The organism is Rhodococcus sp. NPDC059968 (assembly GCF_042738615.1).
Lineage (GTDB): Bacteria > Actinomycetota > Actinomycetes > Mycobacteriales > Mycobacteriaceae > Rhodococcus_F.
Genome location: NZ_JBHWUE010000007.1, coordinates 14,383 through 39,008, shown reverse-complemented (window position 1 = coordinate 39,008; position 24,626 = coordinate 14,383). Strand labels below are relative to the sequence as shown.

Annotated in this window: 26 protein-coding genes; 14 read left to right on the top strand and 12 right to left on the bottom strand. The window is 68.1% G+C overall.

Annotation, left to right across the window (positions count from 1 at the left end):
- Positions 1-5 precede the first annotated feature (5 nt).
- The 6 genes from ACFWAY_RS09280 to ACFWAY_RS09255 all read left to right on the top strand — a co-directional run bounded on the left by ACFWAY_RS09280 (position 6) and on the right by ACFWAY_RS09255 (position 4,320).
- On the top strand, positions 6-533 hold the full coding sequence (locus tag ACFWAY_RS09280; protein ID WP_378510513.1) for a hypothetical protein: 528 nt from the start codon (positions 6-8) through the stop codon (positions 531-533).
- Positions 530-1,045, top strand: coding sequence for a twin-arginine translocation pathway signal (locus tag ACFWAY_RS09275; RefSeq protein WP_378452311.1), 516 nt, complete (start codon positions 530-532; stop codon positions 1,043-1,045). Before ACFWAY_RS09280 ends, ACFWAY_RS09275 begins: the two co-directional genes overlap by 4 nt.
- Before the next feature lie 11 nt (positions 1,046-1,056).
- Entirely contained in the window at positions 1,057-1,500 is a 444-nt protein-coding gene (locus tag ACFWAY_RS09270) for a hypothetical protein (RefSeq protein ID WP_378452310.1), read from the top strand.
- Positions 1,501-1,617: 117 nt separating this feature from the next.
- On the top strand, positions 1,618-2,793 hold the full coding sequence (locus ACFWAY_RS09265) for an acyl-CoA dehydrogenase family protein (protein WP_378452309.1): 1,176 nt from the start codon (positions 1,618-1,620) through the stop codon (positions 2,791-2,793).
- 9 nt (positions 2,794-2,802) lie between these two features.
- Positions 2,803-3,930, top strand: coding sequence for an acyl-CoA dehydrogenase family protein (locus ACFWAY_RS09260; RefSeq protein ID WP_378452308.1), 1,128 nt, complete (start codon positions 2,803-2,805; stop codon positions 3,928-3,930).
- Between the two features lie 186 nt (positions 3,931-4,116).
- Positions 4,117-4,320 (top strand): hypothetical protein, encoded by a 204-nt coding sequence (locus ACFWAY_RS09255; RefSeq protein ID WP_378510512.1) that lies wholly within the window; start codon positions 4,117-4,119, stop codon positions 4,318-4,320.
- Between the two features lie 7 nt (positions 4,321-4,327).
- On the opposite strand, the gene ACFWAY_RS09250 is transcribed toward ACFWAY_RS09255, so the two are convergent.
- The 5 genes from ACFWAY_RS09250 to ACFWAY_RS09230 are packed head-to-tail and all read right to left on the bottom strand — an operon-like array spanning position 4,328 to position 11,550.
- On the bottom strand, positions 4,328-5,488 hold the full coding sequence (locus ACFWAY_RS09250) for a VWA domain-containing protein (protein WP_378510511.1): 1,161 nt from the start codon (positions 5,486-5,488) through the stop codon (positions 4,328-4,330).
- Entirely contained in the window at positions 5,485-7,653 is a 2,169-nt protein-coding gene (locus ACFWAY_RS09245; RefSeq protein ID WP_378452306.1) for a DUF5682 family protein, read from the bottom strand. The genes ACFWAY_RS09250 and ACFWAY_RS09245 overlap by 4 nt, the downstream gene beginning before the upstream one ends.
- The gene (locus ACFWAY_RS09240) at positions 7,650-8,753 is read right to left on the bottom strand and encodes an AAA family ATPase (protein ID WP_378452305.1); all 1,104 of its coding nucleotides are present in this window, start codon (positions 8,751-8,753) and stop codon (positions 7,650-7,652) included. Before ACFWAY_RS09240 ends, ACFWAY_RS09245 begins: the two co-directional genes overlap by 4 nt.
- Positions 8,750-10,225: a DUF5691 domain-containing protein gene (locus tag ACFWAY_RS09235; RefSeq protein WP_378510510.1), complete on the bottom strand. Its 1,476-nt coding sequence runs from the start codon at positions 10,223-10,225 to the stop codon at positions 8,750-8,752. Before ACFWAY_RS09235 ends, ACFWAY_RS09240 begins: the two co-directional genes overlap by 4 nt.
- Entirely contained in the window at positions 10,222-11,550 is a 1,329-nt protein-coding gene (locus ACFWAY_RS09230) for an SWIM zinc finger family protein (protein WP_378510509.1), read from the bottom strand. Before ACFWAY_RS09230 ends, ACFWAY_RS09235 begins: the two co-directional genes overlap by 4 nt.
- Positions 11,551-11,678: 128 nt before the next feature.
- Here ACFWAY_RS09230 and ACFWAY_RS09225 point away from each other — a divergent pair, with 128 nt between their 5' ends.
- Positions 11,679-12,194 (top strand): SRPBCC family protein, encoded by a 516-nt coding sequence (locus ACFWAY_RS09225; RefSeq protein ID WP_378510508.1) that lies wholly within the window; start codon positions 11,679-11,681, stop codon positions 12,192-12,194.
- Here the strand turns inward: ACFWAY_RS09225 and ACFWAY_RS09220 are convergent.
- Together ACFWAY_RS09220 and ACFWAY_RS09215 are read right to left on the bottom strand one after the other, a co-directional pair.
- Entirely contained in the window at positions 12,140-12,568 is a 429-nt protein-coding gene (locus tag ACFWAY_RS09220; RefSeq protein WP_378510507.1) for a hypothetical protein, read from the bottom strand. The two genes, ACFWAY_RS09225 and ACFWAY_RS09220, sit on opposite strands and share 55 nt — an antisense overlap.
- A 68-nt stretch (positions 12,569-12,636) precedes the next feature.
- Complete coding sequence (locus ACFWAY_RS09215) at positions 12,637-13,140, bottom strand: GNAT family N-acetyltransferase (protein WP_378452300.1); 504 nt, start codon at positions 13,138-13,140, stop codon at positions 12,637-12,639.
- A 190-nt stretch (positions 13,141-13,330) separates the two neighbouring features.
- Between ACFWAY_RS09215 and ACFWAY_RS09210 the strand changes: the two genes are divergently transcribed.
- From ACFWAY_RS09210 to ACFWAY_RS09200, 3 genes are read left to right on the top strand one after another with little or no spacing between them, the layout of a single operon-like run.
- Complete coding sequence (locus tag ACFWAY_RS09210; protein WP_378452299.1) at positions 13,331-13,855, top strand: MarR family winged helix-turn-helix transcriptional regulator; 525 nt, start codon at positions 13,331-13,333, stop codon at positions 13,853-13,855.
- On the top strand, positions 13,848-15,647 hold the full coding sequence (locus ACFWAY_RS09205; protein WP_378452298.1) for an AMP-dependent synthetase/ligase: 1,800 nt from the start codon (positions 13,848-13,850) through the stop codon (positions 15,645-15,647). The genes ACFWAY_RS09210 and ACFWAY_RS09205 overlap by 8 nt, the downstream gene beginning before the upstream one ends.
- A gap of 17 nt (positions 15,648-15,664) precedes the next feature.
- Positions 15,665-16,516, top strand: a complete 852-nt coding sequence (locus ACFWAY_RS09200) for a patatin-like phospholipase family protein (RefSeq protein WP_378510506.1) — start codon at positions 15,665-15,667, stop codon at positions 16,514-16,516.
- A gap of 3 nt (positions 16,517-16,519) precedes the next feature.
- Here ACFWAY_RS09200 and ACFWAY_RS09195 read toward each other — a convergent pair whose 3' ends face one another.
- Entirely contained in the window at positions 16,520-17,767 is a 1,248-nt protein-coding gene (locus ACFWAY_RS09195) for a lipase family protein (RefSeq protein ID WP_378452296.1), read from the bottom strand.
- Between the two features lie 119 nt (positions 17,768-17,886).
- Between ACFWAY_RS09195 and ACFWAY_RS09190 the strand changes: the two genes are divergently transcribed.
- The gene (locus ACFWAY_RS09190; protein ID WP_378452295.1) at positions 17,887-18,381 is read left to right on the top strand and encodes a GNAT family N-acetyltransferase; all 495 of its coding nucleotides are present in this window, start codon (positions 17,887-17,889) and stop codon (positions 18,379-18,381) included.
- A 4-nt stretch (positions 18,382-18,385) separates the two neighbouring features.
- Here ACFWAY_RS09190 and ACFWAY_RS09185 read toward each other — a convergent pair whose 3' ends face one another.
- From ACFWAY_RS09185 to ACFWAY_RS09175, 3 genes are read right to left on the bottom strand one after another with little or no spacing between them, the layout of a single operon-like run.
- Positions 18,386-19,147, bottom strand: a complete 762-nt coding sequence (locus ACFWAY_RS09185; protein WP_378510505.1) for an amino acid ABC transporter ATP-binding protein — start codon at positions 19,145-19,147, stop codon at positions 18,386-18,388.
- A complete protein-coding gene (locus ACFWAY_RS09180; RefSeq protein ID WP_378452293.1) occupies positions 19,144-19,812 on the bottom strand; it encodes an amino acid ABC transporter permease in 669 nt (222 codons plus the stop codon). Before ACFWAY_RS09180 ends, ACFWAY_RS09185 begins: the two co-directional genes overlap by 4 nt.
- A gap of 10 nt (positions 19,813-19,822) precedes the next feature.
- Positions 19,823-20,611 carry an amino acid ABC transporter substrate-binding protein gene (locus ACFWAY_RS09175; protein ID WP_011594807.1) on the bottom strand — a complete coding sequence of 263 codons (789 nt, stop codon included), beginning with the start codon at positions 20,609-20,611 and terminating at the stop codon, positions 19,823-19,825.
- A gap of 98 nt (positions 20,612-20,709) precedes the next feature.
- Between ACFWAY_RS09175 and ACFWAY_RS09170 the strand changes: the two genes are divergently transcribed.
- Positions 20,710-22,173 (top strand): SulP family inorganic anion transporter, encoded by a 1,464-nt coding sequence (locus ACFWAY_RS09170; protein WP_378452291.1) that lies wholly within the window; start codon positions 20,710-20,712, stop codon positions 22,171-22,173.
- On the opposite strand, the gene ACFWAY_RS09165 is transcribed toward ACFWAY_RS09170, so the two are convergent.
- Complete coding sequence (locus tag ACFWAY_RS09165) at positions 22,170-22,940, bottom strand: deoxyribonuclease IV (RefSeq protein ID WP_378452290.1); 771 nt, start codon at positions 22,938-22,940, stop codon at positions 22,170-22,172. The two genes, ACFWAY_RS09170 and ACFWAY_RS09165, sit on opposite strands and share 4 nt — an antisense overlap.
- Positions 22,941-23,139: 199 nt before the next feature.
- Between ACFWAY_RS09165 and ACFWAY_RS09160 the strand changes: the two genes are divergently transcribed.
- A complete protein-coding gene (locus ACFWAY_RS09160; RefSeq protein WP_378452289.1) occupies positions 23,140-23,388 on the top strand; it encodes a helix-turn-helix transcriptional regulator in 249 nt (82 codons plus the stop codon).
- Entirely contained in the window at positions 23,388-24,623 is a 1,236-nt protein-coding gene (locus ACFWAY_RS09155; protein WP_378510504.1) for a type II toxin-antitoxin system HipA family toxin, read from the top strand. Before ACFWAY_RS09160 ends, ACFWAY_RS09155 begins: the two co-directional genes overlap by 1 nt.
- Positions 24,624-24,626: the final 3 nt, after the last annotated feature.

Sequence of the window (24,626 nt, the reverse complement as noted above, 5' to 3'; positions counted from 1 at the left end):
ACCCCATGGCGGAAGAGCCCACCGGTGAGGACGCCGATCCCCAGGCCCGGACGCCGGCCGTCAGCGCGGGTGTGGTGGTCCTGGCCGTCCTTGCGCTTGCGTTCCTCGCGGTCAGCGGCTATTTCGGCTACACGCACCGGCAGGCGGAGCAGGAAGCCCAGCAGCGATCCGAGATCCTCGATGCAGCGCGCCAGGGCGTCGTGGATCTGACGACGATGGACTTCGAGCGGGCTGACGAGGATGTGCAGAAGGTGCTCGACGGTTCGGCCGGGGAATTCCGCGACGAATTCGAAGCCCGATCCAAAGATCTCATTGCGGTCATGCAGGAGGCCAAGGTCAAGTCCCAGGGGGAGGTGCGCCAGGCTGCGATCGAGGCGCAGAACGGCGACTCCGCGGACGTGCTCGTCGCGGTCGCGCAGAAGGTGTCCAACGCGGGCGGCGCTGCCGAGGAACCGCGCGGTCAGAGAATGCGCGTGACGATGCAACTCGAGGACGGCACATACAAGATCGTGAAGGCAGGGTTCGTGCAGTGAGTACCGACGCATCGCCGAAATCGCGCAGACTCCTCCTGATCCTGGGCGCGCTCACCGCGGTCGCGGCCGTGCTGGCGGGGGTTCTGTACTTCACGCTCTACCGTCCCGACCAGCGCGTCGACGACACAGTCCGCGCCACCGTCACCGACACCGCGTCGCAGGGGGCGATCGCTCTACTGTCGTACAAGCCGGACACGGTCGAAAACGACGTCGGTGTCGCGAAGGAACGCCTGACAGGGGAGTTCCTCGACTACTACACACAGTTCACGACGGACGTCGTCGTCCCGGCGGCGAAGGAAAGCCGGGTGGCTACCCAGGCGACGGTGGCCGCCTCCGGTCCGGTCGACGTGGCGGCCGACACCGCGACCGTGCTGCTGTTCGTCAACCAGACCACCACCAGTGCGGCGAAACCCGAACCGGCGACGACGGCGACGAGCATCACCGTCGAGCTGGCCAAGTCCGGCGACAACTGGCTGATTTCCGGCTTCGATCCGGTCCAGTCGCACGGGTAGCGTTGGCGCCCATGAGTACTCTTCGAGAGGTCGGCGACCGCGAGTCGTGGCGCTGCTGGCTGTGTGACGAACCGGTGGATCCCGACATGTCGGTCAACGATCCGCGCGGACCCAGCATCGACAGCGTCGTCGCCGCGAAGAAGGCCAAGGCGAAGGGCGGCGTCGAACGCCTCGCTCACCGCGCGTGCAACACCAAGAAGGGTGCCGTCAAACCGGTCGTGCCGTGGCCAGACCGGTTGTTCGTCGTCGATCCCGCCCCGATCATCGGTGTCGTCGAACAACTCGGCCGCAAGGGCGGACGGGTGGCGGTGGCGCGGTGCCCGGGCAAATCGGACGCCGAGGACGCGTCGGAGTGGTTGCTCGACAGGCTGTCCCGTCTCGCACCCGAACTGAACGTCGAGACGCAGATCGACGCCGCCGGTGGCGCCTACCTGCTCGTCCTCCGCACCGCCTGACCCGTGAGTACTTGTTAACCGCGGGCGGTTGACAAGTACTCACGGGCGGCGGAGCCGCACGGGGGAGTACCGTCGGGATCAGAACATGAATCCGACCTCGAGTGCGAAGGAAGTCCGATGAATCTGGCCTTGACCGACGAGGAGCTGGCGTTCCGCGACGAGATGCGAACGTTCTTCACCACACAGATTCCGGCGGAAACCCGCGAGCGGTATGCGCGTGGAGAAGAAGTGGGGAAAGAGGGCTTCATCGAGTCCCAGCGGATTCTGAACGCCAACGGATTGGCGACGCCGCACTGGCCGGTCGAGTGGGGCGGCCGCGACTGGACGCCGGTGCAGAAGCACATCTGGCTCGACGAATTGCAGCTCGCGTCGGTGCCCGAGCCGCTCGCCTTCAACACCAGCATGGTCGGCCCCGTCATCGCGGCATTCGGTTCGCAGGAGCAGAAGGAGAAGTTCCTTCCCGCGACCGCCAACCTCGACATCTGGTGGTGCCAGGGATTCTCCGAACCCGAAGCCGGCTCCGACCTCGCGTCGCTGAAGACCCGCGCCGTCCGCGACGGCGACGACTACGTGATCAACGGCCAGAAGACGTGGACCACTCTCGCGCAGCACGCCGACTGGATCTTCGTCCTCGCTCGCACGAACCCGGACGCCCCCAAGAAGCAGGCCGGCATCTCGTTCATCCTCGTCGACATGAAGACGCCCGGGGTCACGGTGCGTCCGATCAAGCTGATCGACGGCGGCTACGAGGTCAACGAGATCTTCTTCGAGGACGTGCGCGTGCCGGCCGAGAATCTCGTGGGCGAGGAGAACCAGGGCTGGAGCTACGCCAAGTTCCTGCTCGGCAACGAGCGCACCGGTGTGACCCGGCTGGGATTCTCCAAAGTCCGCCTCGCGCAGGCGAAGGAACGCGCCGCGGAGATCTCGGTGGGCGAGGGGACGCTGCTCGACGACCCGCTGTTCGCCGCCCGGATCGCCGAGCTGGAGAACGAGATCATCGCGCTCGAACTCACCCAGCTGCGGGTGGTCGCCAGTTCGGCCGACGGCAAGCCGAACCCGGCGTCGTCGCTGCTGAAGCTGCGCGGGTCCGAACTGCAGCAGGCCACACTCGAACTGCTGACCGACGTCGCCGGACCCGACTCCCTGCCCTTCGCCGCAGGTGACGGCATCTCTTCGCCGCTCTGGGCGCAGCGGACGGCTCCGACCTACCTGAACTACCGCAAGGTTTCCATCTACAGCGGATCGAGCGAAGTGCAGCGCAGCATCATCGCCTCCTCGATCCTCGGATTGTGAGGGCGTGACATGGACTTCGAACTGACCGACGAACAGAAACTGCTGCGCGACACCACTCGTGAACTGCTGGGACGTAGCTACGACGCGGAGAAGCGCAACGCCATCACCGACACCGAGCAGGGGTGGAGCCCGCAGGTGTGGAAGCAACTCGCCGAGGTGGGACTGCTGGGCCTGAGCTTCGACGAGGAAGACGGCGGAATGGGCGCCGGACCTGTCGAGGTCGCGTCGGTGATGACCGAGATCGGCCGGCGCCTCGCGCCCGAACCCGTCCTCGACGCCGTGCTCGTCCCCGGCGGCCTGATCGCTGCGGCCGGCAGCACGGAGCAGCGCCGCAGGATTCTTCCCGACGTGTCGGAGGGCAACCTCCTGCTGGCCTTCGCCGATCGGGAGCCGGGTGTGCGCTGGCCGTCCACCCAGGTGTCCACGACGGCGAAGAAGGACGGCGACGCGTGGACCCTCACGGGTACCAAGAACCCCGTTCCGCACGGTGGCAGCGCGAACACCCTGGTCGTCACGGCTGCACTCCCGGACGGTGGGGTCGGACTGTTCCTCGTCGGCGCCGACGCCAGCGGCTTGACCCGCACCGCCTACGCGACCCACGACGGACTGCGGGCCGCGCAGGTGGAACTGTCGGACACCCCGGCGGAGCCCCTCGGTGAGGGCGGCGACGCGTCGTCGGCGATCGAGAGCGCGCAGATCCGGGCGCAGGCGGCACTGTGCGCGGAGGCCGTCGGCGCGATGGAGGAAGCGCTGCGACTGACCACCGAGTACCTGAAAACCCGCAAGCAGTTCGGTGTCCCGATCGCGAAGTTCCAGACGCTCACGCACCGTGCGGCCGACATGTACGTGCTGCTGGAACTGGCTCGCAGCATGAGTCTCTACGCGACGATGTCGCTGGCCGACGGAACCGTCGATCCGGTGGTCGCCTCCCGCGCCAAGCTGCAGATCGGCCGCTCCGCCCGCACGATCGGGCAGGAAGCGATCCAGATGCACGGCGGCATCGGCATGACGGCCGAGTATCCGGTCGGCCACTACGTGAGCCGGCTGACCGCCATCGAGCACACCCTCGGCGGGTCCGACGACCACCTGCGGGTGCTCGCGTCGGCGACCACCCAGGGAACCATCAGCATCATCTAGCTGCGCCCGTGAGTACTTCTCAACCGCCCGCGGTTAAGAAGTACTCACGGGTCCAGGTCTCGGATTGGTATCGGAAAGAGCGTTTCCGACGTGTCGCACGAGGACCCCAGTGTGACGCGGCTAACGTTCTGCGCGCACACCAGAACTCACGGGGGATGTACGTAATCTCGGTGAAGGAGCATTGCCATGGGGTCCGGTCCATTCAAAGCGATCATGTGGAGCCTGCTTTTCGTGGGACTCGTCGGTGCGGGAGTCGGGATCTCCGAACTGCACGTTCCCTGGACGGTCGCATCGCTGATCGTCGCCTCGGTCTCCGGCCTGGTCCTGCTCAGGATCCGCGCCGACGCGCACCCCGAACTGCACAGCGACCGCCGGATGGCTGCCGGCTGACCCCCGGTCACCCCGTCCGGAGACTGTCCGCCCACCTGCCGATGTCGCCGCGTTCGAGTGCGAGCGCCAGCAGTTCCGGGAACTTGTCCGGGGTGCAGGCGAACGCGGGAATGCCGAGCCCGCCCAGGGCCGCCGCGTTGTCGTGATCGAACGACGGGGCGCCGTCGTCGGACAGCGCCAGAAGGACCACCACCTGGACGCCTGCGTTTTTCATCGCCGCCATCCGCCGCAGCATCTCCGCGCGGATCCCACCCTCGTACAGATCCGAGATCAGCACGAACAGCGATTCGGCCGGTCTGTCGATCAGTGACTGGCTGTAAGCGATGGCCCGGTTGATGTCGGTGCCGCCACCGAGTTGCGTGCCGAACAGCACGTCGACGGGATCGGACAGCTTGTCGGTGAGGTCGACGACCGCCGTGTCGAACACGACCAGCGACGTCTTCAGCGCGCGCATCGAGGCGAGCACCGCCCCGAACACGGACGCATACACGACGCTCGACGCCATCGACCCGGACTGGTCGATGGCGAGGACGACGTCGCGGTGCACGGCCTGCGATCGGCGGCCGTATCCGAGCAGTCGCTCCGGCACCACCGTCTTGTACTCGGGGAGGTAGTGCGCGAGGTTGGCGCGGATGGTGCGATTCCAGTCGATGTCGCGGTACTTGGGATTGGTGATGCGGGCCGACCGGTTCAGCGCACCGGTGACGGCGGTCCTGGTCTTCTGCGCGATCCGTTCCTCCACCTTCCGGACCACCTTCTCGACGACCATCCGGGCGGTGGCCTTGCTGGACTCGGGCATCACCCGGTTCAGGCTCAGCAGTGTGCCGACGAGGTGGACGTCCGGTTCGACGGCGTCGAGCAGTTCGGGTTCGAGGAGCAACTGGGTGAGGCCGAGCCGGTCGATGGCGTCCTTCTGCATCACCTGGACGACGCTGCTCGGGAAGTAGGTACGGATGTCGCCGAGCCAGCGCGCGACCTTCGGCGCCGATCCGCCGAGACCCGCGCCGCGACGGCGGCTCTTCGACCCTTCGCTGCTGGTGTCGTACAGGGCGGCCAGAGCGCCGTCCATCGCCGCGTCCGTCTTGGACGTCAGACCGCCGGTGGACTCCTCGGCTGCGTTGCCGAGCAGCAGCCGCCACCGTCTGAGGCGCTCCGCGTCTTCGGTCACGACTTCACCCCCAGAATGTCCGCGACGGTCCGGATCGCGATCGTGCCCCGCCGAGCGTCGACCTCGGCGCGGGCATCGGCGGTGGACCCGCCCTCCACGGACTGTCCAATGGCCCGGCGTTCCCCTGTTTCGAACCCGCCGAACGTGCGGCGCAGCAGTGGCAGCACATCGACGAAGTCCTGTTCGCGCAGCCCCGACACCCATCCGTCGAGCAGTCGCAGCAGCTGCCGGTCGTGGACCAGAAGCAGCCCGCCGCCGCCGAGGAAACCGTCGACCCACCCCGCCTTCGCGGAGGGATCGGCGCCGACGGACAGCGCCCGCGACAGTCGGGTGGCGGACTCGGTTTCGCTGACGGTGCCTGCGTCGCGGAGCAATCGGACCATGCGTCCGATCACGAGGCCGTTCACGTCGCTGCGGTCGACGAGGCCCCCGAGTGTGCCGAGCCACCGCGCCGACGCACGGTCGTCGTCGCGCAGCATCACCGCCGCGTGCACGTCGTCGACGGCGCGGCGCAGGTCGAGTGCGCTGTCGTCGTCCAGCCCCGACATCGCCGAGGGCAGTCCCGCGCAGATGCGGACGAGCAAGCTGTCGGTCACGCGGGTGAGGGACGAGACGTCGGTGCCGCGGACATCGCCGTACCGCAGGGTTCGGGTGAGCGCGGGCAGGGCATCCATCAGGTGCATCACGTCGTGGTCGAGCGTGGCCGCGGTCTCCAGTGCCCGCAACAACTCGGCCAGCGCATCCCCGAGATCCGACAGCAGGGACTGCTCGAGCAGCCCGGTGAGCTGGGCGAGGGAGACGGCGCCGGCCGACGCCTGCTCGCGCACCTTCGCTGTCGCCGCGGCCTCGACGGTGGTGCCCCACAGCGACGCCTCGATGATCGACACCGCCAGTTCGGGTTTCCAGGTGAGGGACCACGTCTCACGGAACGTGCCGGTGCCGCGCACGTCGCTGTCGGCCGGGGTGCCCCAGCCGACACCGAGGATCTGCAACCGGTGCAGCAGCCGGGACCGCGCGACGTCGTTGTCTCTGCGGAGGTCGAGGTCGATGGTCTTCTCGGTGGCCTGCTGCTTGAGCCGCAGAGTCTTCGCCCGCGCCCGCAGGTCGGCGTCGAGGGGAACCGTCGGGGTGTCGTCCGGGACCGCGCCGAGTGCCTCGCCGACGACGAGACGCCGCGTGATCAGGTCGAGCAGGACGTCGTCGCCGTCGCACATCACGGCGCGGGTGGCCTCGGTGACCTCGGAGAGCCCGGCCAGTGGCCGCGCACGCATCGCAGCCAACGTGTCTGCGAGACGGACGGATTCGATGACGTGCGCACTCGACACCGGAAGGTCCTCGTCCCGCAGCACCCGCGCGACCTTCGTGAGCCATCGGGTGATCGTCCGGTCCGGTGCGGTGAACAGGTGGTGATACCAGCCAGGGGAGGTGATCCCGGCGCCGTATCCCGACGCCGCGGACAGCCGGGAGTGCGTCCAGGGCACCCACGTGAGCGAGGTCTTGATCTTGGGTATTCCCTTGAGGATTCGTGCGTCCGCAGTGGCCGGTCCGAGGGGTCCCGCGAGTGCCGGGGCGTGCCACGCGCCGCACACCACCGCGATCCGCTGCGCGCCGCCCTTGATGACCTTCCGCAGCGTCTGGCGCATGTACGCCTCGCGCCTGCTGGTGGGTTCGTCGAGTTCGACCGTGTCCCGGAGGGCGGTCATGGCCTCGGTGATCGCGTCGAACGAGTCGGGCCCCGACCCCGATTCGATGACGGCGTCCCACCAGCGTTCCGTGTCGTCGTAGCCCGCCGCGGCGGCCAACTGGGTCAGTGGATCCTCGGAGCGGGGCTCGGAGTCGTCGGCGGCGAGGGTGTTGGCGGCCGGAAGGTCGCAGAAGCGGACGTCGACGCCGCGCCCGGCCGCCCACGACAGCGCCTGCCACTCCGGGGAGAACACGGCGAACGGCCAGAACGCCGCCGTCCTGGGCTCCCCGGCGGCATACGCGAGCAACGCCACCGGCGGTTCCATGGTGTCGGAGGCGGTCAATGCGACCAGCGGATCGGCGTCCGCGGGCCCTTCGATCAGGACGGCGTCGGGGACGAACTCGTCGAGCGCGCGACGCACCGATCGTGCGGAACCTGGCCCGTGGTGGCGGATGCCGAAGACACGGACGTCGGAGTTCACCCGGTGACCTCGCGGCACGCGCGGTAGAAGTCGGCCCAGTCTTCCCGTTCGCGGACCACGGCCTCGAGGTATTCCGTCCACACCACCTTGTCGGCCACCGGGTCCTTCAGCACGGACCCGAGGATGCCCGCGGCGACGTCGGACGGACGGAGCACCCCGTCACCGAAGTGCGCGGCGAGGGCGAGTCCGCTGGTGACGACGGAGATCGCCTCCGCCGTCGACAGCGTTCCGGACGGCGACTTCAGCTTCGTGCGACCGTCGCCGGTGACGCCCGACCTGAGTTCGCGGAACACGGTGACCACGCGCCGGATCTCGTCGACGGTCGCCGGGACCTCCGGCAGTTCCAGCGAGGACCCGAGTTGCTCGACGCGCCGCGCGACGATGGCGACTTCGTCCTCCTCGTTGGCGGGCAGGGGCAGGACCACCGTGTTGAACCGCCTGCGCAGCGCGGAGGACAGTTCGTTGACCCCGCGGTCGCGGTCGTTTGCGGTGGCGATCAGGTTGAAACCCTTGGCGGCCTGCACCTCGGTGCCCAGTTCGGGGATGGGCAGCGTCTTCTCCGACAGCACGGTGATGAGCGCGTCCTGCACGTCGGCGGGAATGCGGGTGAGTTCTTCGACGCGTGCGATCCGCCCGCCCTGCATGGCCGTCATGACGGGGGACGGAACGAGTGCGCCCGCTGTCGGGCCCTCGGCGAGAAGGCGCGCGTAGTTCCAGCCGTACCGGATGGCCTCCTCCGGCGTCCCCGACGTTCCCTGGACGAGCAGGGTCGACTCGCCGGAGACCGCCGCCGACAGGTGTTCGGACACCCACGTCTTGGCGGTTCCTGGGACGCCGAGCAGAAGCAACGCACGATCGGTCGCCAGCGTCGCGACAGCCACTTCGATGAGCCGGCGGGGACCTACATATTTGGGGGTGATGACGGTGCCGTCGTCGAGTTCGCCGCCGAGCAGGTACATGACGACCGCCCACGGAGACAATTTCCACGACGGTGGCCGGGGCCGGGTGTCGTGCGCGGCGAGGGCGGCGAGTTCGTCGGCGTAGGCCTGCTCGGCGTGGGGTCGTAGCAGGTCGGCCTGGGCGGCCGCGATCTCGGTCACTCGAGCTCCTTCAGGACTGTTCTGCGATGGTCGATGTTGGTGGCGACAGTGGCGAATGCCTGGTGCCAGCCGGGATCGCGGGTGCGTTCGGCGGCCGCTCGGAGAAGCGGCGCCGCCGTGAACGGGAAGTGCGTCTCGGCGCTGCGGAGGGTCGAGTAGTGGCTGTGCCGGGAGAACTGCCCGAGGTCCTTGCCGGTCTCGGCGTGCCGCCCGGCGACGTCCTCGAGGCGAGCGATCACCCGCTCGGCCAGGTCGAGCGGCCAGGGATGGGGCAGACCGTCGAACAGGGCGGCGCCGTCGACGCCCAGCAGGTAGGAGTCGGCGCGACCCGACAGGATGTATGCGAGGCGTTCGCGAGCGGGGACGATCGGTACTACGCGACGTTCGGTCTTCCGCCCTTCCTGGTGCAGCAGAGCCGACGCCCAGCGCGGATTGCGCTGCAGCACGGTGGCGGTGGTCCACGCCTCCATCATCACCTCCCGCCACTGGTCCTCGATCCGGATCTCCAACGCGGTGGAGGCGGAGCCGATCATGCCTTCCCACACCGACAAGGGGGCGGCGGTGACCACCATTCGCAACCACCAGCTACGGATTCCCTTGTTCTTGAAGTGAACGTCCTCGATGCCGTCGCGGCGGGCCGAATCGTCCAGGGAACCGGGCATGTTCACCACGAGGCGGGTGCGCAGCGGCTTCTTCTCCACCCGCACCCATGCCCGGGCGCGAGCGGCCATCCGCTCGGCGTAGGCGGAGTTCGGTAGCTGCCGCAGCAACTGGACCGCCTGCTGGCGCACCTCTTTCCGCCGGTCGTCGAGTGCGTGCTCGAGCAGTGCGGAGTCGGCGTCGCCGAGCCCCGTTCCCAGGACCGCGATGAACGCCGCCCGGTGCTCGCCCCGTTCGGAATCCCAGGTGCGGCTCAATTCGGCCATCGCGATCGCCGGGTTCACCGCCCGCATCGTCGTGAGCCACTGCAGTCGTTCCTGGTGTGCGCCGTGCGTCCACACGTCGGTGCGATCGGACCGACGGACCAGCGTCGACCAGTCCGGGTTCTGCGCGGCGAGCCACTGGCCGCGGGAGCCCACCAGTCGGAGGATGCTCTCGCGGTGGGTGTCGTTCGTGCGGGCCACGGCCATCAGGTCGGCGACGAGATGATCCGGCGCTCGGTAATCCCGCTCGGCCGCGACCGCGAACCACTCGGTGAGCGTCCACGACTTGGCCGCGAGCAACTGCATCAGATGCGACGCGGACGCGGGCGGCAGCTGCAGCCTCGGATCGTCCTCGGCGGGTGCGGGCAGCACGCGAGCGGAGGCGGCGACTCCGCCGTCGTAGTACGCGTTCTCGAGCGCGGCGGCGCCGAGCAGAGTCTCCGCCGGATCACCGCTGAGTGCCTGTGCCAGTTCGCCGGTGGCCAGATCCTGGAACGACGGGGTGGACCGTGCCGTGCCGAGCAGGGCGGCGGACAGGAGTTCGCTCATCGCCGACTCCCCGCCGTCGCGGCCGAGGGCGTGCCGGCCCCGAGCGGGTACACGTCGCCGCGATCGAACACCGATACGGGAACCAGCGATTCGCTGGTCCACTCCCCGAACACGGTGACGGGCCGGCCGCCGGACATTCCGAGGAGCCGCCACAGGACCGGGTCTTCGCCGGACAGCGGCACCGCGCGCCCCTGCGCGTCGACGAGAAACCAGTGCCCGTCGTCAAATGTCGGGGTGACGCCGGTGAGCAGAGCCGGCCACGAGCGGACCCACGGGTCGGCTCCGACCGCGGCGGCGAAGTGGTCGAGAGCGGTGTCGATGTCGCTCGGTGCGACGGTGGTGAACGGTTCGGGGGCCTGGTGGGCGTCGCCGAACTGTGCCCGGAGCGGTGCGGCGCCGGGGTAGAAGTGCAGGGTCGCGTCGACGAGCGATCCGAGCGGCGGGACCACTGTCGAGAAGTTCGCGGAGCCGTGCGTGAAGTCCAGGAGGATCGCGCGGCGACCGTGGTCGCGGCCGATCAACCACACCTTGCGGGTGAAGAGGCGCTTCTCCTCGGTGGTCTGCATTCCCAGGACCATCCACCGGTCGCGGACTCCCGGCTCGCTGCGCACGCTGTCGGTGGCCACCGGGTATCCCACGTGCGAGCGCACCGACGCCTGCAGGGGTTCCGGTAGTTCGCTCAGACGGCGATGGGCGACGACGAGAAGGTGCAGCCTGGCGTACTCGCGGAGCAGCCGGTCCGGCCAGTCGGCTCGGGTGGCCACGACGATCGGCAGGCGACGCAGGGCGGACGCGACGCCGGGCGCCTGCGCGTCGACCATGCGGGCCGCGATGGCGTCGAACGCGGATGCCGAGATGTCGGCTGCGCCGAGCCCGCCGCGGATCTGGTCGGTGAGCCACAGGTCGAGTTCGTCGAGGCCCGCCGTCACCCGCTCGGCCCGGCGTTCGGTGGCCTTCGCACCGGTCGTCTTGATGGCCGCAGTCGCCGGCGCGGCTGCCCGCCCCGCCCTGCGGTTCAGCCAGTCCACCGCGAACGGGGGCGGTTCGGACTGATCCGGGACGCGGCCCCGCGACCAGATCAGCAGCAGGCCGAGCGCGTGTTTGCAGGGAAATTTCCGGCTCGGGCACGAGCAGTTGTACGCCGGGCCGGAGAGGTCGACGACCGATCGATAGGGGGTCTTGCCGCTGCCCTGGCACAGTCCCCAGAGCGCGCCGCCGTTGCTGCCGGTCGCCGACCACGAGGCCGACAGCCTTTCGGCGGCAGCGAGCGAGCCGGCATCGGGGGCGACCGATGCGACCTGTCCCTCCGGCCAAGGCGACGTCACTCCGCCACCGTAGGGGAGTTGTCCGACAGGAAGGGAGGAGGGTGCCCGGAATTGTCGGCCAACTTCGGTGTGGACGACGGCCTCCCGTGTCAAGCTGTCGTCAGGTACGACAGCGAGGGAGTGGGCCGGTGATACACGGAAGGTATTTCGAGTTCAAGGGTCGTCCCGCCGTGCGGTTCCGGTGCACGTACCCGTTTCCCGTCCAGAGGCTGTGGGAGGCGGTGTCCGAGCCGGACGAGCTCGCGCACTGGTTTCCGTCACGGGTTCGCATCGACACGTGCGCCGGTGGCGACATCGAGTTCTTCCCGGAACCGCACGGTGACCCCGAGACGGGGACGGTCCTCGTCTACGGCGGCCCGTACACGCTCGCGTTCACGTGGGGCGGGGACGAGATCCACTTCGAGGTCGAGCCGACCGCGGAAGGGTGCGCCCTGACGCTCGTCAACGTCCTCGAGGTCCGCAATACGGCGGCCAGGAACGCCGCCGGGTGGAGTGTCTGCCTCGCCGACCTCGACCGGCACCTCGACGGCTCCGGCGCGCCGGGTCACCGTGGAGATGCGTCCGCGGACTGGCGGCCGTTCTATCAGACCTATTTGGGGGAGGGGATGCCGTCCGGCGCGCAGATCCCCGGGGAGTCCGCCTGACCGTGGCCGGCGGCGGTCCGGCGTCGAGGGCGTTCGAACAGGCTCTCCACGTCCGACGCCGGCTCGTCCGGTTCCTCGACCGCGATGTTCCGGCCGGTTCTCAGCCACCCGTTCCGCAACGAAGATGTCAACCAGTTGTCCAGCGCGGCTTGGGTTTCGAACTTCAGCACGATCACGCAGACATCGGAGGTGCTGCTCTCCTTCAGCCATCCTCCGCCGAGGAATGCGGGAAACAGCCGGGCGAGGCCGAGTCCGGTCTGGATCCAGTCGGCGAACTCCTCGTCGCAGCCGGGAAGGACCCGGCGGACGATGGTCGTCGTGACAGACGCATCCACAGGCCCGCCTGTTCCGGCGCCGTCGGCCACGTGCTCCATCGTTTCCTACCTCGGTTCCCGCTCACCCCCATGACACGTGCCACCTCAAACTACCAGCGGATACGACGTCACAGGTCGTAGAAGGGTGCGGCGTACCTGAACGTGCCGGTGATGCTCGGATCCCAGCGTGCAAGCGGGCGGACCTGGAAGTGGGACGACCACGACGGCTGGTCCGGCTCGATCCCGACCGACGTTCCGGAGACGAAGCCGAATCGCGGGTAGTAGTCGAGGTGACCGAGCAGTGCCACCAGTGGTTCGTCCCTGGCATCGGCACCGCCGAGCGCGGCGTGCATCAGTGCCGAACCCACGCCGTCGCGCTGGAGGCCGGGGAGTACTCCGATCGGGCCGAGCGCGAGTACGTCCGTGGAGTCGACGGTCGCGCGGGTCAGGCACACGTGGCCGGCGACGGACCCCGCCAGTTCGGCGACGAGGGACAGCTGCGGAATCCACGAGTCGCTCGACCGCAACCGGGTCACGAGGTCGACCTCGACGGGAGTGTCGCCGTCGAAGGCCTGCCGGTGCACCTCCGCCACCGCGTCGATGTCGGCCGGATTCTCGCGTCTGATCAGCATGCGGACAGAGTGCATCGACGGGCCCGCGGCCGCAACGGATTTCTGACGGCGCCCGTTGTCCGGCCGGTAGCCGCGGACGGAAAGCGTTCTCCAATTGTGACCGTGTGACGTTTCCGGCCGAAGGAATTTCCGAAGCGTCAATAGCAGTATGGGCAGAACGTGAGTCGAGCAAAGGACAACGGGAATCGAGGTGCAGGTGGTCGAGGCCAGAGTGGTCGGATACAGTTGCGGTGTGCAACACAACGAGGTCGAGTCGGTGGAAACGCCCGCATCGGGCGTGGTGGCCGTCCACGACGAACTCGTCCGCCTCGTCCGTCAACTGGTTGCTGGTGACCGTCCTCCCGTCGGATCCCCGACGTTCGCTCAACATTCGCTGCTCTCTTTCGTCGCTCGCAATCCGGGATGCCGGGCCACCCAGATCTCGGACGCATTCGGCGTGCACCGCTCCACGGTGTCGCGTCAACTCCGGGGCTGCATCGACGAGGGATGGGTGCACGCAGAGCCGGGGCCGCTCCGCAGCGGTCACCCGCTGAGCCTCACGGACGGCGGCGTCGCGGTGCTGGCCGGCGCCGACGCACGTCGGGTGGAGGAAGTCCGCGACCGGGTGGCCGCGTGGTCGGACAGTGAAATCGCCGCGTTCGCCCGGCACCTCCGGAAATTCCGCCAGGGCGGCGACACAGACCACGACAGCATCGGAGACGACACCCGTGCGTGAGTACACCAGCGCCCCGACGTTCACCGTCTCCGACCACGAGAACGCCGTGCTGAGGGTATTCGCGCACGCCGAGAGCTACCCGGATCGGGTGATGTACACGCGTCCGGAGTCCGGGGGGTGGGTCGACGTGACGGCCAAGGACTTCGGCGCGCTCGTCATCGGGGTCGCGAAGGGGTTGATCGCCAACGGTGTCCAGCCCGGCGACCGCGTGGCACTGCTGTCGTCGACGAGATTCGAATGGTCGCTGCTCGACTACGCGATCTGGGCGGCGGGCGCCGCGTCCGTTCCGATCTACGACTCGTCCTCGCACGACCAGATCCGGTGGATCATCGAGGATTCGGGGGCTGTCGCCGCGCTCGTGGAGACTCCGGCCCACGCGTCGAGCTTCGAAGGCGACGGCATCCCCTACACGCTGAAGCGCATCCTCACCATCGACGAGGACGCGGTGGGCACGCTCATCAGGGACGGATTGTCGATCGACGATTCCGAGGTGTTCAAACGCGTGGTGGCGCTGACCGCCAACGATCCCGCCTCGCTCGTGTACACGTCCGGGACCACGGGGCGTCCCAAGGGCTGCATTCTCACACACCGGAACTTCCTGTCGGAGGTGCGGGCGTTGCTCGCGGCGCCGATCGGTGACGTCGCCCGGCCGGGCAACCGCGTCCTGACGTTCCTTCCGCTGGCACACGTGCTGGCGCGCGCGGTGTCGCTCGCGATGTTCGAGGCCGGCGCGACGCAGGCGCACTGGTCCGACTTCGGCACGGTCACGGGGGAATTCGAACGCTTCCGGCCCAACGCCATTCTCGGAGTTCCCCGCGTGTTCGAGAAGGTGCGGGACGGTGCGGCGCGCAAGGCGGCGTCGGCAGGCGGCCTGCAGAAGCGGATCTTCGACTTCGCCGAGGCCACGGCGGTGGCGTACAGCGAGGCGCAGGACACGGGTGGTCCGTCGCTGCGGCTCCGGCTCGAGCGTGCGCTCGCCGACAAGCTCGTCTACGCGAAACTCCGTGCCGCCCTGGGCGGCGACTGCTGGTGGGCGATCTCGGGTGGCGGGGCCCTCATCCCGAGGCTCGGTCACTTCTTCCGCGGCATGGGAGTTCCGGTCTACGAGGGTTACGGTCTCACCGAATCGACTGCCGCACACTGCGTGAACGTGCCCGGCGCCCAGAAGATCGGGACGGTCGGTCAGCCCCTGGGCGGCAACAGCGTGCGGATCGCCGAAGACGGTGAGATCCAACTGCGTGGCGGCGTCGTGTTCGGCGGCTACTGGCGCAACGAACACGCCACGCGGGACGTGCTGGACGACGGGTGGTTCCGCACCGGCGATCTCGGCGACCTGGACGACGAGGGTTACCTGACCATCACCGGCCGCAAGAAGGATCTGCTGATCACCGCCGGCGGCAAGAATGTGTCGCCGGGGCCCCTCGAAGACCGGCTGCGCTCGCACACTCTCGTCTCGCAGGCGGTGGTGGTGGGAGACGGCCGCCCGTTCATCGGTGCCCTGCTGACCGTCGATCCGCAGGAATTCGACAAGTGGAAGTCCACGCACGGCAAGCCGTCCGACGCCACGGTGGCGGACCTGCGCGACGACGAGGAGCTGCGCGGGGATCTGCAGGACGCGGTGGACGACGCGAACACCACCGTGTCGCACACGGAGTCGATCAAACGGTTCGTCGTCCTCGGCGGCGACCTCACGGAGGCCGACGGGGAACTGACCGCCACCCTGAAGATCAAGCGTCCCGTGGTGACCGAGCGCTTCGCCGACGACATCGCGAGCCTGTACCGGCGGGGCTGACCCGTTACGGTGGCGGCATGACAACAGCTTTCGTTCTGTCGGGTGGGGCGAGCCTCGGGGCCATCGAGGTCGGCATGTTGCAGACCCTGATCGGCAGGGGACTTCGGCCGGACCTCATCGTCGGCACGTCCGTCGGCGCGCTCAACGGTGCCTGGCTCGCCGGCGGCTCCTCCGACGCGGATCTTCGTGAACTGGCCGATCTGTGGCGCGGGCTGAAGCGCAGCGCGGTGTTTCCCACCGGATTGCTCACCGGGTTCACCGGCTTCGTCGGGCTCGGGAACCATCTCGTGTCGAACCGGGCCATCAAGCGGTTGTTGGAGAAGCATCTCCGGTTCGAGCGGATGGAGGACGCACCCATTCCGCTGCACGTCATCGCCGCCGACGTGCTGACCGGCAAGGACGTCCGGTTGTCGACGGGGCCTGCCGTCGACGCCGTCACCGCCAGCGCGGCGTTGCCGGGCATCCTCCCACCGGTGGTGATCGACGGCCGGGCGCTGATGGACGGTGGCGTCGTCAACAACACCCCCATCTCCCACGCGATCGAGCTGGGGGCCACCACCGTGTGGGTACTCCCCACCGGATATGCGTGCACGCTGTCCAAGGTCCCCGGAAGTGCCCTGGGCATGGGGCTGCTCGGTGTGACCCTCGCGATCAATCAGCGGCTTGCCCTCGACATCGAGCGGTACGAGAGTGCCGCAGACATCCGGGTGGTGCCCCCGCTGTGCCCGCTGGACACGAGTCCCGCCGACTTCGGCGATGCCGACGAGCTGATCACGCGGGCTCGGGAGCAGACCGCGAAGTGGCTCGACGAGGCGCGGGTCGTCGCGGTCGGTCAGGCCGATCTGCTGCTGCCGCACGTGCACGGATAACCGTCAGCGGCACCCCGCGGGCGCCGGCACCCCGGCCAGGCGCTCGTCGATCCAGCGCACCACCTCGGGCAGCGCGACCACGGCCGCGGTGAGGTGCTCGCCGAACTGCGGGGCGTAGGTGACGTCGCCGCCGCCGCGGCACCACTCCCGCTGCAGAGCGATCACCCCTTCCTCCGGAATCCACTCGTCGCCGAGGAACACCCGCGACGACCCGTGATAGAGCAGCACCGGCGTGGCCGGGGTGAGCGCGCCCATCCTGTTCTCGGCGACCACCGTTCGTGCCGTGGGGGAGTCGAACGGGTCGGGTACGGACGCGAACAGTTCGGCGGGAAGCGAGGCGATACCGGTCGGGGCGAGAGCCAGGATGCACTGATCCTTCAGCGGGGACGTCGCCAGCAGCACGCCGAGCGGATTCGCCAGTGTCAGCATCTCCGGATACTCGCGGGCGAGCCCGAGGACGGCCGACAGGTACAGGCCCGAACCGAGCTGGCCGTTCATTGTCCTGCGCAGCAAACCGAAATCGGTGGGGATCCCGCCCGCGGCGGCGCCGGCGAGTTCGACGTCCGGCGCGTACGACGGCTGCAGTTGCGCTGCCCAGCCGGTGGCGATCGCACCACCGCTGTATCCGGTGGCGACGACCGGACTGTTCGAGAGCCCGAGGCCGGGCAGACGCTTCATGCCGCGGATACTGTCGAGCACGGCGTGACCGGCCATTCGTCCGGCGCTGTACGCCATCCGCGGTCCCTGGTGATCGGGCACGAGCACCGCGTAGTTCTTCGCGAGGAACAACGCCAGCACCGGCGGGATGTCCAGGTCCAGTGTCTGCCCGTCGTGCACCATCTTGTAGGACGGGGTGCACCGGGCGCCCAGTGAGTCGATGGGCATGTTGTAGTCGACCACCGGCCTCGGTCCCGGTGCCGTCCACTCTGCGGTCGGCACGAGGACCGTCGCGGTCACCGGCACGGGACGGTCCTTGGAATCGTTGGAGCGCACCATGATCTGGTGGGCCCGGTGCGGCACCAGCACATTCGGGAACGCGCGGAGCGTCACCCGCCGTGAGCGGATTATCTCGCCGGCGCCGAACTCCGCGACGTTCGGCGGCCACGTGAAGAAGTCGTCGTCCAGGATGGGGGTCGGGAGAATGGATTCGGGCCCGAGGGGCTGGGCCGACACACGTGGGGGGTGGGCGCAGACATACGCGGCCGCGCAGGTGGAGAGTGCCATCAGGACCACTGCACGAAACAGCTTCATCGCTACCACCGCCTGAGGTAACTGTCCCAGAATGTAACTGTAACTTCAGTAACATCATCGCAGATCGACACGGGTACAGCGGTGGTTTGTTTTCGCCGCAGGGTGGTTACTGTGTGTGCATGGCGGTCACCGTGGAGCGGGCAGTACTCGAGCAGGCTGAAGACATCGTTCAGATGCACTGGGACGCTGAGGATTGGATCCTGGCCAGGGAACTCGACGCACCCGCCCGGGGTGAGGTGTCGCTCGCCGACGTTCGTGAACAGATCGAGTTCGGAGAATGGCGTGTCGCGCTGTTCGCGGGGATCGTGGTCGGGGCGCTGCGGGTGCTGCGAACCGACCCGGACGTGTGGATCGAGGACGACATTCCGGCCGCCTACGTGGCCCGCGTCATGACCGACCGCCGGCACGCCAGCGCGGGACTCGGCGCCCAGTTGCTCCGGTGGGTCGACGAGCACGCCCGCTCCGAGGACGCGTCCGTCGTCCGGCTCGAGTGCGTCGAAACCAACGCCCGGCTACGCGACTACTACGAGGAGCAGGGTTTCTTCCTGGTGGGTCGCAGGGACTTCGAGGTGGAGTGGCCGAGCGTCGTGCTCATGGAGAAATCCCTGCGCTGACCGTTCACAGCGGGTCGAGAATCCGGTGCAGGAATTGTCGCAGTCTCGGCCCGGTCGGATTGGCGAGTACGTCTTTCGGTGTGCCGCGTTCGAGTACGACACCGTTGTCGACGAACAACACCTGGTCGGCCACCTGCTGCGCGAACCGGATCTCGTGGGTGACGATCACCATCGTCCAGCCCTCGGTCGCGAGATCCCGGATCACCCGCAACACCTCGCCGACCAGTTCGGGGTCGAGTGCGGACGTGGGCTCGTCGAACAACATCAGTTTCGGTTTCAGGGCGAGTGCCCGGGCGATACCGACCCTCTGCTGCTGACCGCCCGACAGCTGATACGGGTACTGGTCCGCCTTCTCCGCCAGGCCGACCTGGGTGAGCAGCCGCATCGCGTCCGCGCGCGCCTCGCCCTTGGGTCGTTTCTGCACCACGATCGGTCCCTCGGTGACGTTCTGGATCACCGTCTTGTGCGGAAACAGGTTGTGGGCCTGGAACACCATGCCGCTCTGCCCGCGGAACCTGGCCAGCGTCGACCGGTCCACCTTGGCACCGAAGTCCACGGACACGTCGCCGATGGAGATCGTCCCGCGGTCCGCCACATCCAGGGCGTTGAGGGTGCGCAACACCGTCGTCTTGCCGGAGCCCGACGGCCCGATGATGACGGTCACCGTTCCCGCCCCGACGTCGAAGCTGATGTCGCGCAGGACGTGATGGTCGCCGAACGACTTCTCGACGCCGGATACCTGAAGCAGGGGAGGGGTGTCGGTCATCGGGCCACATACCTGTCGAGTCGGGCTTCGAGCCGGCCCTGGATGGCCGACAGGAAGATGCAGATCACCCAGTAGTACAGAGCAGCGACGCTGTAGAGGGCGAAGAAGTCGAAGGTGGGCGCGGCCGCGAGCTGGGCGACGCGCAGCAGTTCGGTCACCAGGATCGTCGACGCCAGCGACGTGTCCTTCACCAGTGAGATCAGTGTGTTGGACAGCGGCGGAACGGCCACCCGCGCGGCCTGCGGCAGCACGATCCGCTGCAGTGTGGTGCTGTAGCCCATGCCGATGGTCTGCGCGGCTTCCCACTGCCCCTTGGGGATCGACAGGATCGCCGACCGGATCACCTCGGCGGCGTACCCGCCGACGTTGAGGCTGAAGGCGATCACGGCCGCCGGGAAGGGGTCGAGAACCACGCCGAACTGCGGCAGCGCGTAGAACACGATGAACAGCTGCACCAGGAGCGGCGTGCCGCGGATGATGGAGACGTAGAACCGGGCGATCACCGACAGCGGTCTCATCGACGAGATCCGGGCGAGCGCCACCAGCAACGCGATGACGAGCCCGATGGTGAAGCTGATGATCGTCAGCGGAATCGTCATGGTGACCGTGGCCTTCAGCATCGGCCACAGGTTGTCCAGGATCAGCTGGACTGTTGCGTCGTCCACAGGCCGTCTCTCAGTTGGTCGGCGCCGAGACGTCGGTGCCGAAGTACTTCTGCGAGATCTGGGCGAGCGTTCCGTCGGCGCGCAGTTCGTCCAGGGCCTTGTCGATGTCGGGCATCAGGCCGCTGTCCTTGCGGGCCGCGAACGCCTGCTCGCTCGTGTCACCGGTCTCGGCGGCCACCTTCACACCGGTGTCGCTCGTCTGCTTCTGGTATTCGGCGACGGCCAGATTGTCGTTGACGGTGGCGTCGACGCGGCCGTCCTTGAGCAGCGTGATGGCCTGCACGAAGCCCTCGACGGATTCGACGTTCGCGCCCGCGTCCCGGGCGACCTGTGCCCAGTTGCTCGTCGCCGACTGCGCCGTCGTCTTGCCGTTCAGGTCGGCGAGCGAGGTGATCGAGTTGTCGTCGGCGCGGGTGACGATCACACCCTCGGAGTAGGTGTACGGCGTCGACAGGTCGTACTTCTGGGTGCGTTCGTCGTTGACGGTCACCTGGTTGGCGACGAGGTCGTAGCGTTTCGCTTCGAGGCCCGCGAAGATCGAATCCCACGGGGTCTGCGTGAACTCGACGGAGACGCCGAGTTTGTCGCCGACCGCGCGGATGACATCCACGTCGTACCCGGTGAGCTGACCGTCGGGGCCCTGGTAGCTGAACGGTGTGTACGTGCCCTCGGTGCCGACCTTCAGGACCCCGGCCTCGCGAACCTGGTCGATGACCGGCCCCGAGTCGGAGTTCCCACACCCCGCCAGCGACAGCGCGGTCAGGACGGTGATCAGGACGGCCGGAAGTGTGCGTCGCACGGGGTTCCTCCTCTGTCGGCGGATCAGCTAACCGTACTGGTCGAACGCTACCCGGATAGGATCTTCCGAGTCCCCTCAGGAAGAAGGATTGTCTCGCCGTGCCCACTCTCGCTCTCCGACGGCCGGTGTGGCTGCATCCGACGGTGTTTCGTATCGAGTCGTTGTCCGCGCTCGTCGTGGCGATGGCCCTCATCCCGGAGGCGTTGTCGTTCTCCATCATCGTGGGTGTCGATCCGCGGGTGGGCTTGTTCACCGCCGCGATCATGGCGATGACCATCGCGTTCACCGGCGGCCGTCCCGCGATGATCTCCGCGGCCACCGGTTCGGTGTCGCTGGTGCTGGCCCCGCTCATGGCGTCACACGGATTGCAGTACCTCATTGCGGCCGTCTTCCTCGGCGGTGCGATGCAGATCCTCCTCGCCGTCCTCGGGGTCGCGCGGCTCATGCGGTTCCTGCCTCGCAGTGTGATGGTCGGGTTCTGCAACGCGTTGGGAATCCTCATCTTCGTTCACCAGTTCCCGTATCTGACGAACGTGCCGTGGGCGGTGTACGCGCTCCTCGCGGCCGGCCTGGCGCTGCTCGTGTGGATCCCGAAGCTGACCACGGCGGTGCCCGCCCCGCTGCTGGTGATCGTCGGGCTCACCGCGTTCACCGTCCTCGCCGGTGTCGCGGTGCCCACCGTCGGCGACCAGGGTGAACTGCCCGACGGGCTGCCGACTCTGATCGGGCTGCCGGACGTTCCGCTCACGGTCGACACCCTGAAGATCATCGCGCCGTTCGCGCTGGCGATGGCCGTCGTCGGACTGCTCGAATCGTTGATGAGCGCCAAACTGGTGGACTCCGTCACCGACACGCATTCGGACAAGACGCGGGAGTCGTGGGGGCAGGGTGTCGCGAACATCGTCACCGGGCTCTTCGGCGGCATGGGCGGGTGCGCACTGATCGGGCAGACCATCATCAACGTCAAGACCGGCGGCGCGCGAACCCGGTTGTCGACGTTCCTGTCCGGTGCGTTTCTGCTGATTCTCGTGGTCGGGCTCGGCGACGTGGTGGGGACCATTCCGATGGCGGCGCTCGTCGCCGTGATGGTGCTGGTGGCCGCCACGACCTTCGACTGGCACAGCGTCCGCACGCTCCGGCGGATGCCGCTGAGCGAGACGATGGTGATGCTCAGCACCGTGGCGGGCACCCTGGCCACCGACAATCTCGCGATCGGTGTGGGTGTCGGCGTGCTGGTGGCGATGGTTCTGTTCGCGCGCCGGGTGGCTCACATGGTGGACGTGCGCGGCGAACTCGACGGCGACGTGAAGACGTACCGGGTGAGCGGTCAGCTCTTCTTCGCCTCGTCCAACGATCTCGTGTTCTCGTTCGACTACGCGGACGACCCCGGCCGCGTCGTGATCGATCTGTCGGGCGCCACCATCTGGGACGCGTCCACCGTGGCCGCGCTCGACGGCATCACCACCAAGTACGCGAGTCGCGGCACCGACGTCACGGTGGAGGGCCTGAATCCGGTCAGCGAGGAGCGGTACCGCAGGCTGACCGGCCGGCTGGGCGACTAACCGGCAGTTTCCCGCAGGTACGCGAGGTCCTCGGCCAGCCCCTCCGCCGGCGTCTCGAGGACGACGGGCGCATCGGCGGTTCGCACGACCTCGGCGAGCAGTTCGGCGTCGATGGTTCCGTCGGCGAGGTTGGCGTGCCGGTCGCGGGCCGAGTTGAACTCGTCGCGGGAGTTGTTGAGGTGCACCAGGTCGATGCGCCCCGTGATGGCCTTGATGCGTTCGACGACACCCACCAGTTCCTCACCACCCGCCCACGCATGACAGGTGTCGAGGCAGAATCCGGCGCCGAAATCACCGACCTCCTGCCACAGCCGGTCGATGGCGTCGAAGTGCCGTGCCATCGCGAAGTCGCCGCCCGCCGTGTTCTCGATGAGGATGGGGACGGGGAATCCGCCCTTGTCGGCCTGGCGTTCGAACAGTTTGCGCCAGTTGATGATCCCCGCGTTCACGTCCTCGCCGTCGCGGACGTGCCCGCCGTGGACCACCAGCCCGAACGCGCCGATGTCGGCGGCGGCCTGGGCCTGCTGCGCGACGGCGTTGCGGGACGGCATCCGGAGCCGGTTGTTGAGGCTGGCCACGTTGATCACGTACGACGAGTGCACGACGACGTCGATGGGGCTGTTCCGGATCTCGTCGGTCCGCGGATGCGCGGGCGGTTTCTCCCACTTCTGTGGGTCCGTGAGGAACATCTGAATGACGTCGGCGCCGAGCCGTTCGCCGTATCCGATCGGATCGTCGTCCTGGCGGACGTGTGCTCCTATGCGCATGTATCCAGGGTAGGGGGTGGGTGTGTCAACAAACCTTGTGCTTGTCATCGCAGGCTTACGACCGGTGTAGGTCACATTTCGGACCTTCTCGCACCTTAAGCTTGCATTCGCAATCATAGGCATGGACTTCGGGGCAGAATCGGCGCACACTGGCGTTAAGCATCCGTCGACAAGCATTGCACTGATCAGGGAGGCTTCAATGGCAACCCCACGCCGCCGCGAGCGTACCGAGACCGGCGGGATCGCCGACGGGTTCGTGGCGCGCCGACATCAGCTCGGGCTCACGCAGGCGGAGCTTGCCGACCTGGCCGGGGTGTCGAGGTCGAGTGTGCAGTCGATCGAATCGGGTCGGGGAACCGTCCAACTTGATCTCGTCGACGCCGTCGCGGACGCGATGGGATGCCGTCTGACACTCGTCACCCGCTCGGGTGTGGAGGTGGCGTCCTGATGGTCGAGAACCTCAGCAGCGTCGACCGCGCAGATGTCTACAAGGGTGAGCGCCTCGCGGGCAGTCTCGTGCGGGAGGGCGGTGACGTCGTCTTCCGCTATGACACCGCGTACCTGCAGGACCCCGGCGCCCCGCAGGTCGCATGGACGATCCCCACGTCGTCGACCGACGTGCGCGCGAGTGGGGGCAGCGTCCCGCCGTTCTTCGCGGGTCTCCTCCCCGAAGGGATCAGGCTGCGGGGCGCGGTGGCGGCCACCAAGACGTCCGAGGACGATCACCTCACGATCCTGATGGCGGTCGGGGCCGACACGATCGGCGACGTGCGCGTACTGCCCGCGGGGGTGCCGCCGCCCGAGACCGCACCGGTGTTCGACCCCGACGCGGTCGAGCGCCAGGACCTGCGGGCGCTGTTCGAGCACATGTCGGGGCACGAGGCGGTGAAGCTGGACCCCACCTCGCTGCCCGGTGTCCAGGCGAAGGTGTCGGCTCAGATGTACTCGACACCGATCGCGACCGAGAAGGGTCCCGCCATCCTCAAACTCTCACCACCGCAGGGGTATCCGCAGTTGGTCGAGAACGAGCACTTCTTCATGGGACTCGCCGCGCAGTGCGGGTTGCCCGTCGCCGACCACCAGCTGGTACGCGATGGGAAGGGCAATGCCGGTCTGCTCGTCGCCCGGTTCGACCGGCGCGTCGATTCGGCCGGCCGCGTCATCCGCACACCCCAGGAGGACGCGTGCCAGGTGATGGGAATGTTCCCCGCCGCCAAGTACCGGCTGAAGACCGAGAGTGTGATCACCGCACTCGCCGGCGTGTGTGAGCGCGGTGGCGGTTCGGCGCGGGTGGCCACCCTGGAACTGCTTCGGCTGGTCGCCTATTCGTACGCGATCGGCAACGGCGACCTGCACGGCAAGAACTTCTCGGTGCAGCTCGCCGAATCCGGCCTGTGGAGTGTCACACCCGCCTACGACCTCCTGTGCACCCAGCCGTACCTCGCATGGCGCGACCCGATGGCGCTCGACTTCTACGGCAAGGCGAACAAGCTGACGCGCAGGCACCTCGTCGAATCCGGTGGGCGGCTCGGTGTTCCCGAACGCGCGGTCACCAGAATGCTCGACGGCGTTCGCAAGGGCATCGGGCGCGGCATCGGGGAGATCGAGACGATCGGCTTCACCGCGAAGGAGAACGCCCAGCTGCGCACGATGATGGAACGGCGCTCGGACGAACTGGGCTGACCG

Bases quoted from the DNA above. Each gene is read 5' to 3' on its own strand.
- ACFWAY_RS09280 (WP_378510513.1), top strand. From the start codon at position 6: ATGGCGGAAGAGCCCACCGGTGAGGACGCCGATCCCCAGGCCCGGACG.
- ACFWAY_RS09270 (WP_378452310.1), top strand. From the start codon at position 1,057: ATGAGTACTCTTCGAGAGGTCGGCGACCGCGAGTCGTGGCGCTGCTGG.
- ACFWAY_RS09265 (WP_378452309.1), top strand. From the start codon at position 1,618: ATGAATCTGGCCTTGACCGACGAGGAGCTGGCGTTCCGCGACGAGATG.
- ACFWAY_RS09260 (WP_378452308.1), top strand. From the start codon at position 2,803: ATGGACTTCGAACTGACCGACGAACAGAAACTGCTGCGCGACACCACT.
- ACFWAY_RS09255 (WP_378510512.1), top strand. From the start codon at position 4,117: ATGGGGTCCGGTCCATTCAAAGCGATCATGTGGAGCCTGCTTTTCGTG.
- ACFWAY_RS09235 (WP_378510510.1), bottom strand. From the start codon at position 10,225: ATGAGCGAACTCCTGTCCGCCGCCCTGCTCGGCACGGCACGGTCCACC.
- ACFWAY_RS09220 (WP_378510507.1), bottom strand. From the start codon at position 12,568: ATGGAGCACGTGGCCGACGGCGCCGGAACAGGCGGGCCTGTGGATGCG.
- ACFWAY_RS09215 (WP_378452300.1), bottom strand. From the start codon at position 13,140: ATGCTGATCAGACGCGAGAATCCGGCCGACATCGACGCGGTGGCGGAG.
- ACFWAY_RS09200 (WP_378510506.1), top strand. From the start codon at position 15,665: ATGACAACAGCTTTCGTTCTGTCGGGTGGGGCGAGCCTCGGGGCCATC.
- ACFWAY_RS09195 (WP_378452296.1), bottom strand. From the start codon at position 17,767: ATGAAGCTGTTTCGTGCAGTGGTCCTGATGGCACTCTCCACCTGCGCG.
- ACFWAY_RS09190 (WP_378452295.1), top strand. From the start codon at position 17,887: ATGGCGGTCACCGTGGAGCGGGCAGTACTCGAGCAGGCTGAAGACATC.
- ACFWAY_RS09185 (WP_378510505.1), bottom strand. From the start codon at position 19,147: ATGACCGACACCCCTCCCCTGCTTCAGGTATCCGGCGTCGAGAAGTCG.
- ACFWAY_RS09165 (WP_378452290.1), bottom strand. From the start codon at position 22,940: ATGCGCATAGGAGCACACGTCCGCCAGGACGACGATCCGATCGGATAC.
- ACFWAY_RS09160 (WP_378452289.1), top strand. From the start codon at position 23,140: ATGGCAACCCCACGCCGCCGCGAGCGTACCGAGACCGGCGGGATCGCC.
- ACFWAY_RS09155 (WP_378510504.1), top strand. From the start codon at position 23,388: ATGGTCGAGAACCTCAGCAGCGTCGACCGCGCAGATGTCTACAAGGGT.